General features: G+C 65.8%; 7 protein-coding genes. 5 read left to right on the top strand and 2 right to left on the bottom strand.

Annotation, left to right across the window (positions count from 1 at the left end; genetic code table 11):
• Positions 1-435: 435 nt before the first annotated feature.
• Positions 436-6297: an RHS repeat-associated core domain-containing protein gene (locus tag D7Y11_RS04295; RefSeq protein ID WP_158641887.1), complete on the top strand. Its 5862-nt coding sequence runs from the start codon at positions 436-438 to the stop codon at positions 6295-6297.
• A gap of 46 nt (positions 6298-6343) precedes the next feature.
• Complete coding sequence (locus D7Y11_RS04300; protein ID WP_126933086.1) at positions 6344-6844, top strand: hypothetical protein; 501 nt, start codon at positions 6344-6346, stop codon at positions 6842-6844.
• Between the two features lie 164 nt (positions 6845-7008).
• Here the strand turns inward: D7Y11_RS04300 and D7Y11_RS43160 are convergent, their stop codons facing one another.
• The gene (locus D7Y11_RS43160; RefSeq protein WP_158624285.1) at positions 7009-7164 is read right to left on the bottom strand and encodes a hypothetical protein; all 156 of its coding nucleotides are present in this window, start codon (positions 7162-7164) and stop codon (positions 7009-7011) included.
• Between the two features lie 297 nt (positions 7165-7461).
• Between D7Y11_RS43160 and D7Y11_RS04305 the strand changes: the two genes are divergently transcribed.
• The 3 genes from D7Y11_RS04305 to D7Y11_RS04315 all read left to right on the top strand — a co-directional run bounded on the left by D7Y11_RS04305 (position 7462) and on the right by D7Y11_RS04315 (position 14108).
• Entirely contained in the window at positions 7462-13353 is a 5892-nt protein-coding gene (locus D7Y11_RS04305) for an RHS repeat-associated core domain-containing protein (protein ID WP_126933087.1), read from the top strand.
• On the top strand, positions 13350-13574 hold the full coding sequence (locus tag D7Y11_RS04310) for a hypothetical protein (RefSeq protein WP_126933088.1): 225 nt from the start codon (positions 13350-13352) through the stop codon (positions 13572-13574). Before D7Y11_RS04305 ends, D7Y11_RS04310 begins: the two co-directional genes overlap by 4 nt.
• Positions 13575-13718: 144 nt before the next feature.
• Positions 13719-14108: a hypothetical protein gene (locus D7Y11_RS04315; protein ID WP_120574707.1), complete on the top strand. Its 390-nt coding sequence runs from the start codon at positions 13719-13721 to the stop codon at positions 14106-14108.
• 538 nt (positions 14109-14646) lie between these two features.
• On the opposite strand, the gene D7Y11_RS04320 is transcribed toward D7Y11_RS04315, so the two are convergent.
• Complete coding sequence (locus D7Y11_RS04320) at positions 14647-16269, bottom strand: ABC-F family ATP-binding cassette domain-containing protein (RefSeq protein ID WP_120574708.1); 1623 nt, start codon at positions 16267-16269, stop codon at positions 14647-14649.
• Between the last annotated feature and the right edge of the window lie 26 nt (positions 16270-16295).

Here is a 16295-nt window from a genome sequence, read left to right on the forward strand (position 1 = left end):
CTGGCCCGTGCGCGCGACGTACTCCGGGTAGCCGCTGAAGCAGCTCGTCTCTCATTTCCTGGCACTCCGACTGGCAGGAGGCCTTCGCTTTTCCGTGCGGCGAGAGCCGAAAGTGTCGGGGCCCGGAAGGAACGGGGCCCGGTGCGACTGGCGGGCAGGTTGAGCCACTCCGCAAGGACATACAACCCATCCCATCCCCTCATTGCCCTACCTGGCTGACGACCGGCAGGCTATGGGCCGACTTTGTCTTTCGGGGGATGGATGCAAAAGCAATCTCTATCCAGGCCAGTTCCATGGCCATGGCATGGCCTCCTGCTGTTGTTGGGAGGGGGGCTATGGGGATGCTCCGGACAGGATGTTCCCTCTCATCCCGACGAGTCCTGCCTCTCCTCCATGTGCGGCGGATCGGATGGCGGCCTCTCAGGCGATGCCGGCATGGATGGAGGCGGAGTGCCGGCGCCCTCGGCCATCGACCCCACCGTCCCGACGGACTTCGGCGCCTCCATCGAGTTTCTCTACAGGGGTCCGAACCCGATACAGGTGGACGTGGCCGAGGGGGCCCTGGAGCCACGCCGGGTTGCCGTCATCCGCGGGAAGGTGTTGGGAAGGACTGGGCAGCCCATCGTGGCTGCTCGCATCGATGTTCTCGCCCACCCCGAGTTGGGCCACACGCTCACGAATGCCCAGGGTGAGTACTCGCTCGCGGTAAATGGCGGAGGGGCACTCACGATCGACGTGGAGAAGCCAGGGTTCCTGCCCGTCCAACGACAGGTGAATGCTCCGTGGCGCGAATTCATTCCGCTCCCAGAGGTGGTCTTGACCGCCTTGGACTCCAACGTCACAGCCATCACGCCAGGAACCGCGGAGCTCCAGGTCGCACAAGGCAGCGTGGTGGAGGACAGCGCTGGCAGCCGCCGAGCCACCCTGCTGTTCGCGCCCGGAACCCAGGCGGCGATGTTCCTGCGCGACGGGACCCGTGTTCCCCTGACAGGTCCATTTCACGTGCGCGCGACCGAGTACACCGTCGGGAGCGAAGGCCCCGCCGCCATGCCCGGCATGCTGCCCGCCACCAGTGGCTACACCTACGCCGTGGAACTGAGTGTCGACGAAGCGCTGCAGGCAGGCGCCACCGAGGTGCGCTTCAGCCCACCCGTCCAGGGATACGTGGACAACTTCCTGGCCTTTCCACCGGGTCTCGTCGTGCCCTCCGGCTACTACGACCGGCAGCAGGGGCGCTGGCGCGCCTCGGAGAATGGGCGGGTCATCGCGCTCGTTGGAGAACGCGAGGGACTCGCTCAAGTGGATGCGGACGGGGACGGAGCACCTGACGACCGAGAGCAACTGACGGCCCTGGGCTTCACCGATGCGGAACGTGCGCGCCTGGCCGCCTTGTATGCCGTGGGCAAGAGCCTGTGGCGGGTGCCCATCACGCACTTCACGCCGTATGACTTCAACTGGCCTTTTGGGCCTCCACCGGATGCGCAAGAACCCCAGCAACCCGAGCCACGAACTGAGACACCGGAGGCCCAGCCCGACTGTGAAAGCGGAAGCATCATCGAATGCCAGAACCAGACGTTAGGAGAGATCCTGGCCATTCCGGGGACGCCGTTCCAGCTTCACTACCGCAGCGACCGGGCCGCCGCCCGCACCGCAAACCGGGCCCTCCGGATTCCGCTGAGCGGAGGTCACGTTCCCGCAAGCCTGAAGAACATCGTCCTCATCGTGAACGTCGCGGGACAGGCCTTCGCTCGAACCTTCCCCGCGCGTCCGAACCAGAGCTATCGCTTCGTATGGGATGGTCTGGATGCTTTTGGCCGGCAGGTCTGGGGGGAACAGACCGCCCGCATCCGGATCGGCTACGTCTACGGGTTGAGCTACTACGCGAGCCCGGATGATCAGTACCAGGCCTGGGCCCGGTATGGAGAGCGAAGCACCCGGTTCGAGGGCTCTGACGGCCGGGACACGACGCTGTGGCAGTTCCACACCGCCACGGTGGTGTCCCTGCCGGACTTCAGCCAACTGGGAGGCTGGAGCCTCGACGCGCATCATGCCTACGACCCGTGGCGGAGCACCCTCTATCTGGGCCAGGGAGGCGCCCTTCCCGGGCGGGAATCCCTGGGCAAGACGCCCCGGGTGCTGACCACCGCGACGCCCACCTTCAGTGGAGACCACGGCCCGGCGAAGCAGGCGCGCCTCGCGGCGCCCCAGGGGATCGCCGTCGCGGCGGACGGAACGGTCTACATCGCGGATACGGGCAACCACCGCATCCGGCAGGTGCGGCCCAATGGGGTCATCGCCACGGCGGCGGGCAACGGGGTGAAGGGCGCGACGGGAGATGGTGGCAGGGCGCTCATCGCCAGTCTGGCCTCTCCCGAGGCGGTGGCCGTGGGGCTAGACGGAGCGCTGTACATCGCGGACACGGGCAACCACCGCATCCGTCGCGTCACGTCAGACGGACTCATCTCCACGGTGGCGGGCACGGGACTCGCGGCGGACGGCGGAGACGGGGGGCGCGCGACCCTGGCGAACCTGAATGCTCCCGCAGGCGCCGCAGTAGGACCGGACGGCAGCATCTACCTCGCGGATACCGGCAACCACCGCATCCGTCGCGTCACGCCAGACGGCATCATCTCCACGGTGGCGGGCACGGGTGCTCGTGGCAATGCGGGAGAAGGCGGACTCGCTGTCGCGGCGAAACTGGATACACCTCGTGCACTGGTCGTGGGCCCCGAAGGCGTCCTCTCTTTCGTGGACTCAGGCAACCGCCGCCTGCGCCGTGTCGATACGGAGGGCAGGCTCTTCACGCTGCTCACTTCACCGGACGAGGAGGAACTGCGCACCGGCAGGACACGCGGGCAGAAGCTGTACGACGAATCGCCGCGAGGCTGGCTTTGGGGCCTTGCCCTCGGCCCTGACGGCAGCCTCTACACGTCATCCTCGCATCGATGTCTCCTGCACCGCCTCTTCCCGGATGGAAGCGCATGGGCCATCAACAGCGGCGGATGCGGAGGCGCGCCCTCGGACGAAGGCCCCTCCGCGAGCCTCACCGCGCCCAGGGGGCTCGCCGTGGCCCTTGATGGCAGCCTCCTCGTGGCGGACGCGTCCCAGTTCGTCATCCGCAGGGTCTCATTGGACGGCGCTCTCTTTGTCTTCGCCGGAGGGGGACCGGCGGCACCGGTCGTCACCGCCCCCGCGCCGCCCCAATATCCAGTGGGGACCCTGGAGACGCCCTGTGGCCAGGTCGATGACCTCGTGCCCTCCTCCGACGGCAGCGAGCTGTATGGCTTTGGTTGGCAGGGGCGGCACCTCTGCACCCTGGAGTCCTGGGCGCTCGCGGTCAGGTATCGCTTCTCCTACGACGAGAGCGCGCGGTTGGTTTCGGTCACGGACGGGGCCGGCCTCATCACCCGGATTGAACGGGACGCGGCAGGGGCACCCACGGCCATCCTGGCCCCACACGGCCAGCGCACCGAGTTGAAGACAGGGCCCGATGGATTGCTCGCCTCCATCGTCCGGCCAGGCAGGGAGCGCGTGGCCCTGACCTACCAGGAGGGCGGGCTGCTCTCATCCCTATGTGACGAACACGGCGGGATGCACCTGTTCGAATACGGCCCGGAAGGCTGGCTGACGAAGGACTCCCAGCCCTCGGGAGGATTCAAGGCGCTCACACGGACGAAGGAAGACACCGGCTACACGGTGGCGCTCTCCACCGCGCTGGGGCGCACCCGGAAATACCAACTGGAAGACCTGGAGTCAGGCGTCCAGCGGCGCGTCACCACCGCGGCGGATGGGACGGCGTGGACGACGCTGCGCTCACCGAATGGCACCACGGTCTACACCGCGCCGGATGGCATGGTGACCACGGTGGTGGAGACGCCGGAGCCCCGCCTGGGCATGCAGTCGCCGCTCGTGGCATCGCGCACCGTGAAGCTGCCGAGCGGGCTCACCTCCATGTCCACGCACCAGCGGGAGGTGACCCTCCTGCCCCAGGGCACGCTGCTGGACGTGGGGACACAGACAGACACGGTGACGGTGAATGGCCGGACCACCACCGTCCGCTATGAAGCCTCCGGACGAAGGCTCCTCTCCACCAGCCCCATGGGCAGGGTGTCGGTCCTCACGCTGGACGCGCAGGGACGCCTCCACAAGGCCGAGGCGCCAGGCCTGCTTCCGGTGGCGTTCACCTACGACGAGGGAGGCCGCCCCGGTTCCGTCGTCCAGGGGAGCCGGCGAAGGGCCTTCACGTATGGAGCGGACGGCGCCTTGCGCTCCGTGGTGGATGGGCTGGACCGCGCCAGCGTCCTCACGCGGGACGAGGCAGGTCGCATCACCTCCAGCACGCTTCCGGGAAACCGGGTCACGGGTTTCACCTATGAGACGGGGGACGCGCCCGCTTCGATGACGCCACCCGGGCGGCCCTCACACGCATTCCAATACACAGCCACGGAGGCACTGGCGTCGTATGAGCCTCCTGGCGGGAGCGCCTTCGCGTCGGGCTACACCTACGACCTGGATGACGCACTCACCGGGCTCCGACAGCCGGGCGGCACCGTGTCCTTCGCCTACGACGCCGCGGGGAGACTCGCCACCCTGGACATCCCTGGCACGCGGGTCACGACTGGCTATGACGGCGCAGGACGTCTCCGCTCGCTCGCGAGCACCTCCGGGGTGGGGCTCGAGTTCAGCCACGACGGTCCGCTGGTGACTGGCGTTTCCTGGAAGGGCGCCGTGACAGGGTCGCTCCAGTACGGCCATGACGCGGACTTCCGGGTCGCGACGTCCGCCGTCAATGGCGAGTCGCCCGTGGCGTATGCCTATGACCTGGACGGACTGCTCGTCTCGGCGGGAGCGCTGACGCTGTCACGGCGCGACGACAACGGCCTGCTCTCGGGAACACGGCTCGGCTCGGTTTCCACCGTTGAAGCATCCAATGCCTACGGAGAGCAGGAGTCCTGGTCCGCCGCTTCTGGAGCCGTCTCGCTCTTGTCCTACCAACTGGAGCGCGACGAGTTGGGCAGCATCGTCCAGCGGACCGAGACGGAGGGGACCACCGTCCATACGGACGTCTTCACCCATGACGAGGCCGGACGGCTGGCCTCCGTCACCCGCGACGGAGTCCTGCTGGAGGCGAACACCTACGACGCCAATGGCAACCGCATCTCCGTCCTCCGAGACGAGTTGCAAACAGCCACCCATGACGCCCAGGACCGGCTGCTGTCCTTGGGGGACAAGACCTATAGCTACGGCGCCAACGGGGACCTTCAGACGCGCACGGAGGGAGCGCACACCACCCAATACGCGTATGACGCGCTGGGTGCGCTGGTGCACGTCGAACTCCCGGACGGCACGCAACTCGAATACGTGCTCGACGCGGCGTCGAGGCGGGTCGGCAAGAAGGCGGATGGCACGCTCATCCAGGGCTTTCTCTACGAGGGGCGGCGGGTCGTCGCGGAGCTCGATGGCGCGGGAAACGTCGCCAGCCGCTTCGTTCATGCCACGCGGGGGCATGCGCCCGATTTCATGCTCAAGGGAGGGATCACCTACCGCATCCTCACGGACCCACTGGGAAGCCCGCGCCTCGTCGTCGACACCCGGAACGGGACGGTGGTGCAGCGCATGGAGTACGACGTCTGGGGCAACGTCGTCGCGGATTCGAACCCCGGCTTCCAGCCCTTCGGCTTCGCGGGAGGCCTCTACGACCGGGACACGAGACTGACCCGCTTCGGGGCGCGGGACTACGACGCCGAAACGGGGCGCTGGACGGCCAAGGACCCCATCCGGTTCGCAGGCGGAGATTCGAACCTCTATGCCTACGCCGCGAACCAGCCCCACCAGTTCATCGATCCTGATGGACGGCGCATCGTCTCCATCGCCCCTGCGCTACAGTCCGCGTTCAACAACATCAAGGCCACGGAACTGGGCCGGTTCACCGTCGACACGCTGGAGAACAGCCCGCATGAGTTCAGCTTCAGTCAAGGGAGCCAGATGCGAGATCGTGAGGGGAATCGCACTCCGGGCCATTCACGCCGGATGGGAAACGTATGCTCCGCGCGGCCAGACGGAACCCAGCGATATCTCGCCCCTCAAGCCTTCGTGAGCATCATCGACACTCGCCTCGCCCCCAGGTCTGGGCACTCCGTCGAGGAAGTCTTGTTCCATGAGATGTGGCACAGCACCCAGTTTTCACAAAATCCATATAAAACATCTTTCGAAGGACTTATCTTCCTTGAAGTTGAAATGGAAGCCCAGAGCATGACAACGGCCTTCCTGGACGAGGTTTTCAATGCCAACCCATAGGACGTCCTGGCTTCTCCTGGCTGGAGCCACAGGAGGTTTTTTGACCGTGCATTGGATGAACTCGACGAGTCCGGTCGCGCCAGAAGCATCATTACCCGATGCGTCACTCAACGCTTCCCCTCAAGCGCAGCCCATGCAATCCATTGCCCTATTGACTCGACTCCGCCATGGCATGACACGAGCCGAAGCGGAAGCGCTCGGACAAAACCTCACATTGAGCGGGTACCCGGCGAGGGTGACCTACTGGTTTTCCTCTGACGAAAAGCTTGAGAACTTTGGGGCCTCGGTCGTTCGCAGGGAAGCGCGCTGCGCAACGGCGTTCAAGGCCCTCCACGATGAGGCAGTTTCCGTTCTTGGCTCTCCCACCTCCACCAACCGCGAGGTGGGAGGAAAGCAGTGCGAAGACTGGACCCTCAGTGACTCAGTGCTTCGCATCTGCTGCAGACAAATCGCCCCATCGGACGGAGGAACCGGCTGGATGCTCCTGATGGCGATCAAGTCCTTCTCTCCTCACAAGATGATCGACATTACAAACGGCTTTCACTGAGATTCATGATGGAGCTCGGTCCCAGACTCGATACCTTCAGGATCCTCACGTTCGCGAGCGGCAAGCCATGAGCATCCTGGACGAGGCAGATCGAAAGCTGACCGACAACGAGTGCGCCGGCGCTAGGGACGACTACCGCGTGGCCATGCGGCAGCAGGAGCCATCTAGCTGCGCAGCCCCGGGGCTTCCTGGCCCGTGCGCGCGGCGTACTCCGTGTAGCCGCCGCCGTACTTGTGGATGCCGTCCGGCGTCAACTCCAGCACGCGGTTGGACAGCGCGCCCAGGAAGTGCCGGCCGTGGGGCACAACAATGTTGTGCACTCGTACCATGACAGCGCCTGATGCGACTCGCGGGCAGGCCAAGTAGTCCCGTAAGGACAAACAAACCATCCCAGCCCCTCGTTGACCTGCCTGGCTGACGACCGACAGGCTATAGGCCGACTCTGTCTTTCGGGGGAACGGATGCAAGAGCAAACCCGGCCCAGGCTGGTCCTATGGCCTTGGCATGGCTTCCTGCTGTTGTTGGCAGGGGGGCTCTGGGGATGCCCCGGACAGGATGCTCCCTCTCCCCCTGACGAGGTCTGCATTTCCGCCACGTGTGGCGGAGTGGACGCAGGCATGGATGGAGGCGGGGTGCAGGCTCCCCCGGCCATCGACCGCACCATCCCCACCGACTTCGGCGCCTCCATCGAGTTTCTCTACAAAGGCCCGAACCCGGTGCAGGTGGGCGTGGCCGAAGGTGCCTTGGATACGCGCAGGATTGGCGTCATTCGCGGGAAGGTGATGGGCAGGAATGGACAGCCCATCGTGGATGCTCGCATGGGTGTCCTTGCCCACCCCGAACTGGGTCATACGCTCACGAATGCCCAAGGTGAGTACTCGCTCGCAGTGAATGGCGGTGGGGCACTCACGCTCGAAGTGGAGAAGCCAGGGTTCCTCCCCGTCCAGCGACAGGTGGATGTCCCGTGGCGCGAATTCGTTCCCCTTCCAGAGGTGGTGTTGACCGCCTTGGACTCCAGCGTCACGGCCATCACACCGGGAGCCACGGAGCTCCAGGTCGCGCGGGGCAGCGTGGTGGAGGACAGCGCCGGCAGCCGCCAGGCCACCCTGGTGTTCGCGCCCGGAACCCAGGCGGAGATGCTCCTGCGCGACGGGACCCGTGTTCCCCTGACCGGACCGTTTCACGTACGCGCGACCGAGTACACCGTGGGCCCCGAGGGCCCCGCGGCCATGCTCGGCATGCTGCCAGCCACCAGCGGCTACACCTACGCCGTGGAGCTGAGCGTGGACGAAGCGCTGGAGGCAGGCGCCACCGAGGTGCGCTTCAGCCCGCCGGTCCAGGGATACGTGGACAACTTCCTCGCGTTTCCAGCGGGTCTCGTCGTGCCCTCCGGCTACTACGACCGGCAACAGGGCCACTGGCGCACCTCGGACAATGGGCGGGTCATCGCGCTCGTGGGGGAACGCGACGGGCTCGCTCAAGTGGATGCGGATGGAGATGGCGCGCCTGACGACCGCGAGCAATTGACCGCCTTGGGCTTCACCGATGCGGAGCGTGCACGCCTGGCCGCCTTGTATGCAGTGGGCAAGAGCCTGTGGCGGGTGCCCATCACGCACTTCACGCCGTATGACTACAACTGGCCTTTTGGGCCTCCACCGGATGCGCAAGAGCCCCAGCAACCCGAGCCACGGGCTGAGACACCGGAGGCCCAGCCCGACTGTGAAAGCGGCAGCATCATCGAATGCCAGAACCAGACGTTGGGAGAGGTCCTGTCCATCCCCGGGACGCCCTTCCAACTTCACTACCGCAGTGACCGGGCCGCCGCCCGCACCGCGAACCGGGCCCTCCGGATCCCGCTGAGCGGAGGCCACGTCCCCGCGAGCCTGAAGAACATCGTCCTCATCGTGAACGTCGCGGGACAGGACTTCGCCCGAACCTTCCCTCCGCGTCCGCACCAGAGCTATCGCTTCGTCTGGGATGGCCTGGATGCTTTCGGCCGGCAGGTGTGGGGAGAACAGACCGTCCACATCCGAATCGGCTACGTCTACGGGTTGAGCTACTACGCGAGCCCGGATGATCAGTACCAGGCCTGGGCCCGGTATGGAGATCGAAGTACTCAGTTCGAGGGCCCTGACGGCCGGGGCACGACGCTGTGGCAGTTCCACACCGCCACGGTGGTGTCCCTGCCGGACTTCAGCCAACTGGGAGGCTGGAGCCTCGACACGCATCATGTCTACGACCCGTGGCGGAGCACCCTCTACCTGGGCCAGGGAGGAACCCTTCCCGGGCGGGAGCCCCTGGGACGGACGCCCAGGGTGCTGACCACCGCGACGCCGACCTTCAGTGGAGACCATGGCCCGGCGAAGCAGGCGCGTCTCGCCGCGCCCCAGGGCGTTGCCGTCGCGGCGGATGGAACGGTCTACATCGCGGACACGGGTAACCACCGCATCCGGCAGGTGAAGCCCAATGGGGTCATCTCCACGGTGGCGGGCAACGGGGTGAAGGGCGCGGCGGGAGATGGCGGCAGGGCGCTCCTCGCCAGCCTGGATTCTCCCGAGGCGGTGGCCGTGGGGCCGGAGGGAATCCTCTACATCGCGGACACGGGCAACCACCGCATCCGCCAGGTCACTCCAGACGGACGCATCTCCACTGTGGTGGGCACGGGGCTCGCGGCGGACGGTGGAGACGGGGGGCGCGCGCCCCTGGCGAACCTGAATGCTCCCGCGGGCGTCGCGGTGGGACCGGACGGCAGCCTCTACCTCGCGGATACCGGCAACCACCGCATCCGTCGCGCCACGCCAGACGGCATCATCTCCACGGTGGCGGGCGCGGGTACCCGTGGGGCATCGAGGGAAGGCGGGCTCGCGATCACGGCGGACCTGGACACACCGCGTGCACTGGTCGTGAGCCATGAAGGCGTCATCTCCTTCGTGGACTCGGGCAACCGCCGTCTGCGACAGGTGGATACGGAGGGCAGACTGTTCACGCTGCTCTCCTCACTGGACGAGGAGGAGCTGCGCATCGGCAGCAGGTCCCGCGGGCAGAAGCTGTACGAGGAGTCCCCGCGAGGCTCACTCTGGGGCCTTGCCCTCGGCCCTGACGGCAGCCTCTACACGTCGTCTTCTCACCGATGCCTTCTGCACCGCCTCCTCCCGGATGGCAGCGCGTGGGCCATCAACAACGGCGGATGCGGAGGAGATCCTTCCAAGGAAGGACCCCTCGCCAGTCTGACAGCGCCCAAGGGGCTCGCCGTGGCCCTCGATGGCAGCCTCCTTGTGGGGGACGCGTCCCAGTTCGTCGTCCGCAGGGTCTCCTTGGACGGCAACCTCTTTGTCTTCGCCGGAGGGGGGCCAGCGGCACCGGTCGTCACCGCGCCCGCGCCGCCCCAGTATCCGGCAGGGACTCTGGAGACACCCTGTGGCCAGGTCGATGACCTCGTGCCCTCCCCCGACGGCAGCGAGCTGTATGGCTTTGGCTGGCAGGGGCGGCACCTCTGCACCCTGGAGGCCTGGACGCTCGCGGTCCGCCATCGCTTCTCCTACGACGAGAACGCACGGCTGGTGTCCATCATGGACGGCCATGGCCGCATCACCCGGATTGAACGGGACGCGGCAGGGACACCCACCGCCATCCTGGCGCCCCACGGCCAGCGCACCGTGTTGAAGGTAGGGCCCGATGGATTGCTCGCCTCCCTCGCCCGGCCAGGCAGGGAGAGCGTGACCCTGACCTACCAGGAGGGCGGACTGCTCTCATCCCTGCGAGACGAACGCGGCGGGATGCACCTGTTCGAATACAGCCCGGAGGGCTGGCTGACGAAGGACTCCAACCCCTCGGGAGGATTCAAGGCCCTCACACGGGCGCAGGGGGATACCGGCTACACGGTGACGCTCTCCACCGCGATGGGGCGCGCCCGGAAGTACCAGTTGGAAGACCTGGAGTCAGGCGTCCAGCGGCGCATCACCACCGCGGCGGATGGGACGGCGTGGACGACGCTGCGTTTACCGAATGGCACCACGGTCTCCACCGCACCGGATGGCACGGTCACCACGGTGGTGGAGACGCCGGAGCCCCGCCTGGGCATGCAGTCGCCGCTCGTGGCGTCGCGCACCGTGAAGCTGCCGAGCGGGTCGAGCTCCACATCCAGTCACCAGCGAGAGGTGACGCTCCTGCCCCAGGGCACGCTGCTGGACGTGGGGACGCAGACGGACACGGTGACGGTGAATGGCCGGACCACCACCCTGCGCTACGAGGCCGCTGGAAGACGTCTCCTCTCCACCAGCCCCATGGGCAAGGTGTCTGTCCTCACGCTGGACGCGCAGGGACGCCTCCAGCAGGCGGAGGCGCCGGGCCTGCTTCCGGTGGCGTTCACCTACGACACAGAGGGCCGCCCCGGGTCCGTCGTCCAGGGGAGCCGGCGGAGGACCTTCGCGTATGGAGCGGACGGCGCCTTGCGCTCCGTGACGGATGGGCTGGACCGCGCCACCGTCTTCACGCGGGACGAGGCCGGTCGCCTCACCTCCAGCACCCTTCCTGGAAACCGTGTCACGGGATTCACCTATGAGACGGGGGACGCGCCCGCCTCGATGACGCCCCCCGGACGGCCCTCACACGGCTTCCGGTATACGGCCACGGAGGCACTGTCGTCCTATGCGCCTCCTGGAGGGAGCGCCTTCGCGTCTGGCTACACCTACGACCTGGATGATGCGCTCACCGAGTTCCGACAGCCGGGCGGCGCCGTGTCATTCGCCTACGACGCCGCGGGGCGACTCGTCACCCTGGACATCCCGGGCACGCGCGTCACGACTGGCTATGACGGAGCAGGGCGTCTCCGCTCGCTCGCGAGCACCTCAGGAGTGGGGCTCGAATTCAGCCACGACGGTCCACTGGTGACCGGCGTTTCCTGGAAGGGAGCCGTGGCAGGGTCGCTCCAGTACAGCCACGACACGGACTTCCGGATCGCGACGTCGTCCGTCAATGGCGGGACGCCCGTGGCGTATGCCTATGACCTGGACGGACTGCTCGTCTCGGCGGGAGCGCTGACGCTGTCACGGCGCGACGACAATGGGCTCCTCGCGCGGACACATCTCGGCTCGATCTCCACCGTTGAAACCTCCAACGCCTACGGGGAGTTGGAGTCCTGGTCCGCCGCTTCCGGGGACGTCCCGCTGTTGTCCTACCAATTGGAACGCGACGTGCTGGGCCGCATCGTCCGGCGAACTGAAACCGAGGGGACCACCGTCCATACGGACGTCTTCACCCATGACGAGGCGGGACGGCTGGCGTCCGTCACCCGCGACGGTGCCCTCCTGGAGGAGAACACCTACGACGCCAATGGCAACCGCACCTCCGTCCTCCGGGGCGAGCTGCAGACGGCCACCCATGACGCCCAGGACCGGCTCCTGACCTTTGGGAACAGGACCTACAGCTACGGCCCTGGCGGGGACCTCCAGACACGCACGGAGGGAACACGCACCACCCAGTACGCGTATGACGCACTGGGCGGGCTGGTCCATGTCGCGCTCCCTGACGGCACGCAGCTCGAGTACTTGCTCGACGCCGCGTCGAGGCGTGTCGGCAAGAAGGTGGATGGCACGCTCATCCAGGGCTTCCTCTACGAGGGGCGGCGGGTCATCGCGGAGCTCGATGGCGCGGGGAACGTCGTCAGCCGCTTCGTCCATGCCACGCGGGGCCATGCGCCCGACTTCATGTTCAAGGGAGGCATCACCTACCGCATCCTCGCGGACCCGCTGGGAAGCCCGCGCCTCGTCGTCGACACCCGGAACGGGGCGGTGGTGCAGCGCATGGAGTACGACGTCTGGGGCAATGTCGTCGCGGATTCGAACCCCGGCTTCCAGCCCTTCGGCTTCGCGGGGGGCCTCCATGACCGGGACACGAAGCTGACCCGCTTCGGGGCGAGGGACTACGACGCCGAAACGGGGCGCTGGACGGCCAAGGATCCCATCCGATTCGCGGGCGGGGACTCCAACCTCTACGCCTACGTGGGTAACGATCCAGTCAACCTGATTGACCCGAGCGGTCGTTTCGCGGGCCCCACGCCCGTCGTGACGGTCGCGGCGGGAGTCTCCCTCAACTGGGTCGCGGGAGCAGGAATCGCCTTCTCAGGCGGATGGCTCGCGGGCACCTGGCTCAATGAGAACTTCCTGGAGGCTCCCATCCAGGCCTTCCTCTGGAACCACTTTGGGAATGACACAACAAGCACTGGCCCAGCCTGCTCCAGCGCATCTACTGAAGGATACGGAGACATTGGTAGTTACTCCGGCCCTATCGATCCAGACGATTTCCTAGGCGCGGCTGAAGAATGGTTGGGCCCCAATTACCGCCACATCGCACCAGGAGTTTACAGATCCGCAGACGGGCTACGGCAAGTCCGGATGACCGACGGTGACTTGAGCGGCCGCGGGAGAACACCGTACCCGCATGGGCATTTCGAAGCGCTGAACTCCTTTGGCAAAGTCATTGAGAACGACCACATCCCACTATCCCCATGAAACTCAGAGCGATCATCAAATCAAAAACAGTAAAATCAATGGGCAAACCCGTTGCTTCGATTGAAATCGCAATCGAAGAAGGCGCCCTCTACTTGTTCCGCCAGGGAGTCAACGGGGAACCACTCGGTGACACATGGCACCAAAACCTTGAAGAGGCCATAAGTCAGGCAAAATTTGAGTTCTCGGTGGACGCTGCGGACTGGGAACATATAGAGGATTGATTTCAGCACATGCGTTCATGGCCTCCGGCAGCCGCCCTTGAAGCTCAGGAACCGGTGACGACTGATGCTCGACATCGAACGTGACATGGTGGAACTCGATCCCGGACCACTCAACCATGAGCCCTGGGCAGGCAAGGGACTCCCATGATGTACATTGGCGCCGTCTTTGGCGGTCCTGAACTCGCCGACGCCCCCATTGAAAAGGCGATCCGTCTGATCGGGAAGGCGCGAGGCCCGATAGAAAAGAGCGATTCCGGAGCATTGGACATCGTCTTCCATGTGCCCGGCTCTCTCCTCAAGCCAGAGTTCACGGGAGTCCGCACGGCAAAATTCTCGCGCAAGGAACGAACGCTCATGCTTCAGATTGCCGTTCCAGAGGAACAAGTCCATACACCTGATGTCCGTTGGTTACTGGACGCGATACGCGAGGCCGTTCGACTTGCGCGCCCCAAGTTTGAGCGTGCCGGAATCGAGTACCTGGAGAAGGAGCACCTCTCCATTGTGGACAGGATCCAGCGGGAAGTCCTGAAGTAGCCCGAACAAGAACCACAGGCCCTGAAGGCATCCCTCATGGATGAGATTTCAATGCCAACCCATAAGACATCCTGGCTTCTCCTGGCTGGAGCCACAGGATTTTTTTGACCAGGCATCGGATGAGTTCGGCGAGCCCAGCCACACCGGACGCATCGTTACCGGATGCGTCGCAAGCCTCTCCCCTCCCCCTGTTTGCTCGACTCCGCCATGGCATGACACGCGCCGAAGCGGAAGCCCTCGGACAAGGCGCCACACTGGGCGGATACCCGGGGAAGGTGACCTACGGGTTCTCCCCCGACGAGCAACTTGAGAACTTCGGGATCTCGGTCTTCCGCCGGGAAGCGCGCTGCGCAACGGCGTTCAAGGCCCTCCACGATGAGGCCGTTTCCGTTCTTGGTGCTCCCACCTCCACCAATCCGGCTGGATGCTCCTGATGGCGATCAAGTCCTTCTCTCCCCAAGAGAAGTTCGACATCCGAGACGGCTTCCATTGAAGCAAAGACGCCCAGAGCGCTCCCACGCTCTGGGCGACTGATACGTCAGCTGCGCAGACCCGGGGCTTCCTGGCCCGTGCGCGCGACGTACTCCGTGTAGCCGCCGCCGTACTTGTGGATGCCGTCCGGCGTCAGCTCCAGCACGCGGTTGGACAGCGCTCCCAGGAAGTGCCGGTCGTGGGACACGAACAACATCGTGCCCTCGTAGCGCGAGAGCGCCGTGATCAGCATCTCCTTCGTGCCCATGTCCAGGTGGTTCGTGGGCTCGTCCAGCACCAGGAAGTTCGGCGGGTCGTAGAGCATCTGCGCCATCACCAGACGCGCCTTCTCTCCACCCGACAACACCCGGCACTTCTTCTCCACCTCGTCGCCGCTGAACCCGAAGCAGCCGGCCAGCGCCCTCAGCGAGCCCTGCCCCGCCCTGGGGAACGAATCCGACAGCTGCTCGAAGACCGTCTTCTCTCCGTCCAACAGGTCCATGGCGTGCTGCGCGAAGTAGCCCATCTTCACGCTGCCACCCAACGCCACCGTGCCTTCATCCGGCTGCGTCGAGCCCGTCACCAGCTTCAGCAACGTGGACTTGCCCGCGCCGTTCACGCCCATCACACACCAGCGCTCCGCGCGGCGCACCAGGAAGTCCAGGCCGTCGTAGATGGTCCGCTTGCCGTAGCCCTTGCTCACGTTCTTCAGGTTCACCACGTCGTCACCTGAACGCGGCGGCGGCTGGAACTCGAAGAGCACCGTGGAGCGGCGCTTCGGCGGCTCCACCTTTTCAATCTTCTCCAGCTTCTTCACCCGGCTCTGCACCTGCGCCGCGTGCGACGCGCGGGCCTTGAACCGCTCGATGAACTTGATCTCCTTCGCGAGCATCGCCTGCTGACGCTCGTACTGCGCCTGCTGCTGCGCCTCGTTCTGCGCGCGCTGGCCTTCGTAGAAGTCGTAGTTGCCCGAGTACGTCGTCAGCGAACCGCCGTCGATCTCCACCACCTTCGTCACGATGCGGTTCATGAACTCGCGATCGTGCGACGTCATCAGCAGGCCGCCCTCGTACCCCTTGAGGAAACCCTCCAGCCAGATGAGCGATTCCAGGTCCAGGTGGTTGGAGGGCTCGTCCAGGAACATCGCGTCTGGCCGCATCAGCAGGATGCGGGAGAGCGCCACGCGCATCTTCCAGCCGCCCGACAGCTTGCCCACGTCGCCGTCCATCATCTCTTCGCTGAAGCCCAGGCCCGCGAGGATTTCCCGCGCGCGGCCCTCCAGCGCGTACCCGCCCAGTTCCTCGAACCGGCCCTGCACGACGCCGTAGCGCTCGACGAGCTTCTCCATGTTGTCCGCCTGGTCCGGGTCACCCATGGCGGCTTCCAGGTGCTTCATCTCCGCCGCGACGGTGCTCACCGGGCCCGCGCCGTCCATGACCTCGGACACCGCGCTGCGGCCGTTCATCTCACCGACGTCCTGGCTGAAGTAGCCAATGGTGACGCCGCGGTCGATGGAGACCTGTCCTTCGTCCGGGTACTCCTGGCCGGTCATCATCCGGAACAGCGTCGTCTTACCCGCGCCGTTCGGGCCCACCAGGCCCACCTTCTCGCCCTTGTGGAGAGCGGCCGACGCCTCGATGAAGAGGATCTGCTGACCGTGTTGCTTGCCGATGTTGTCGAGACGGATCATGTGCGTACCGAAAAGGCCCGGGGAAT

It is taken from the genome of Corallococcus sp. AB018, assembly GCF_003986945.1.
Lineage (GTDB): Bacteria > Myxococcota > Myxococcia > Myxococcales > Myxococcaceae > Corallococcus > Corallococcus exiguus.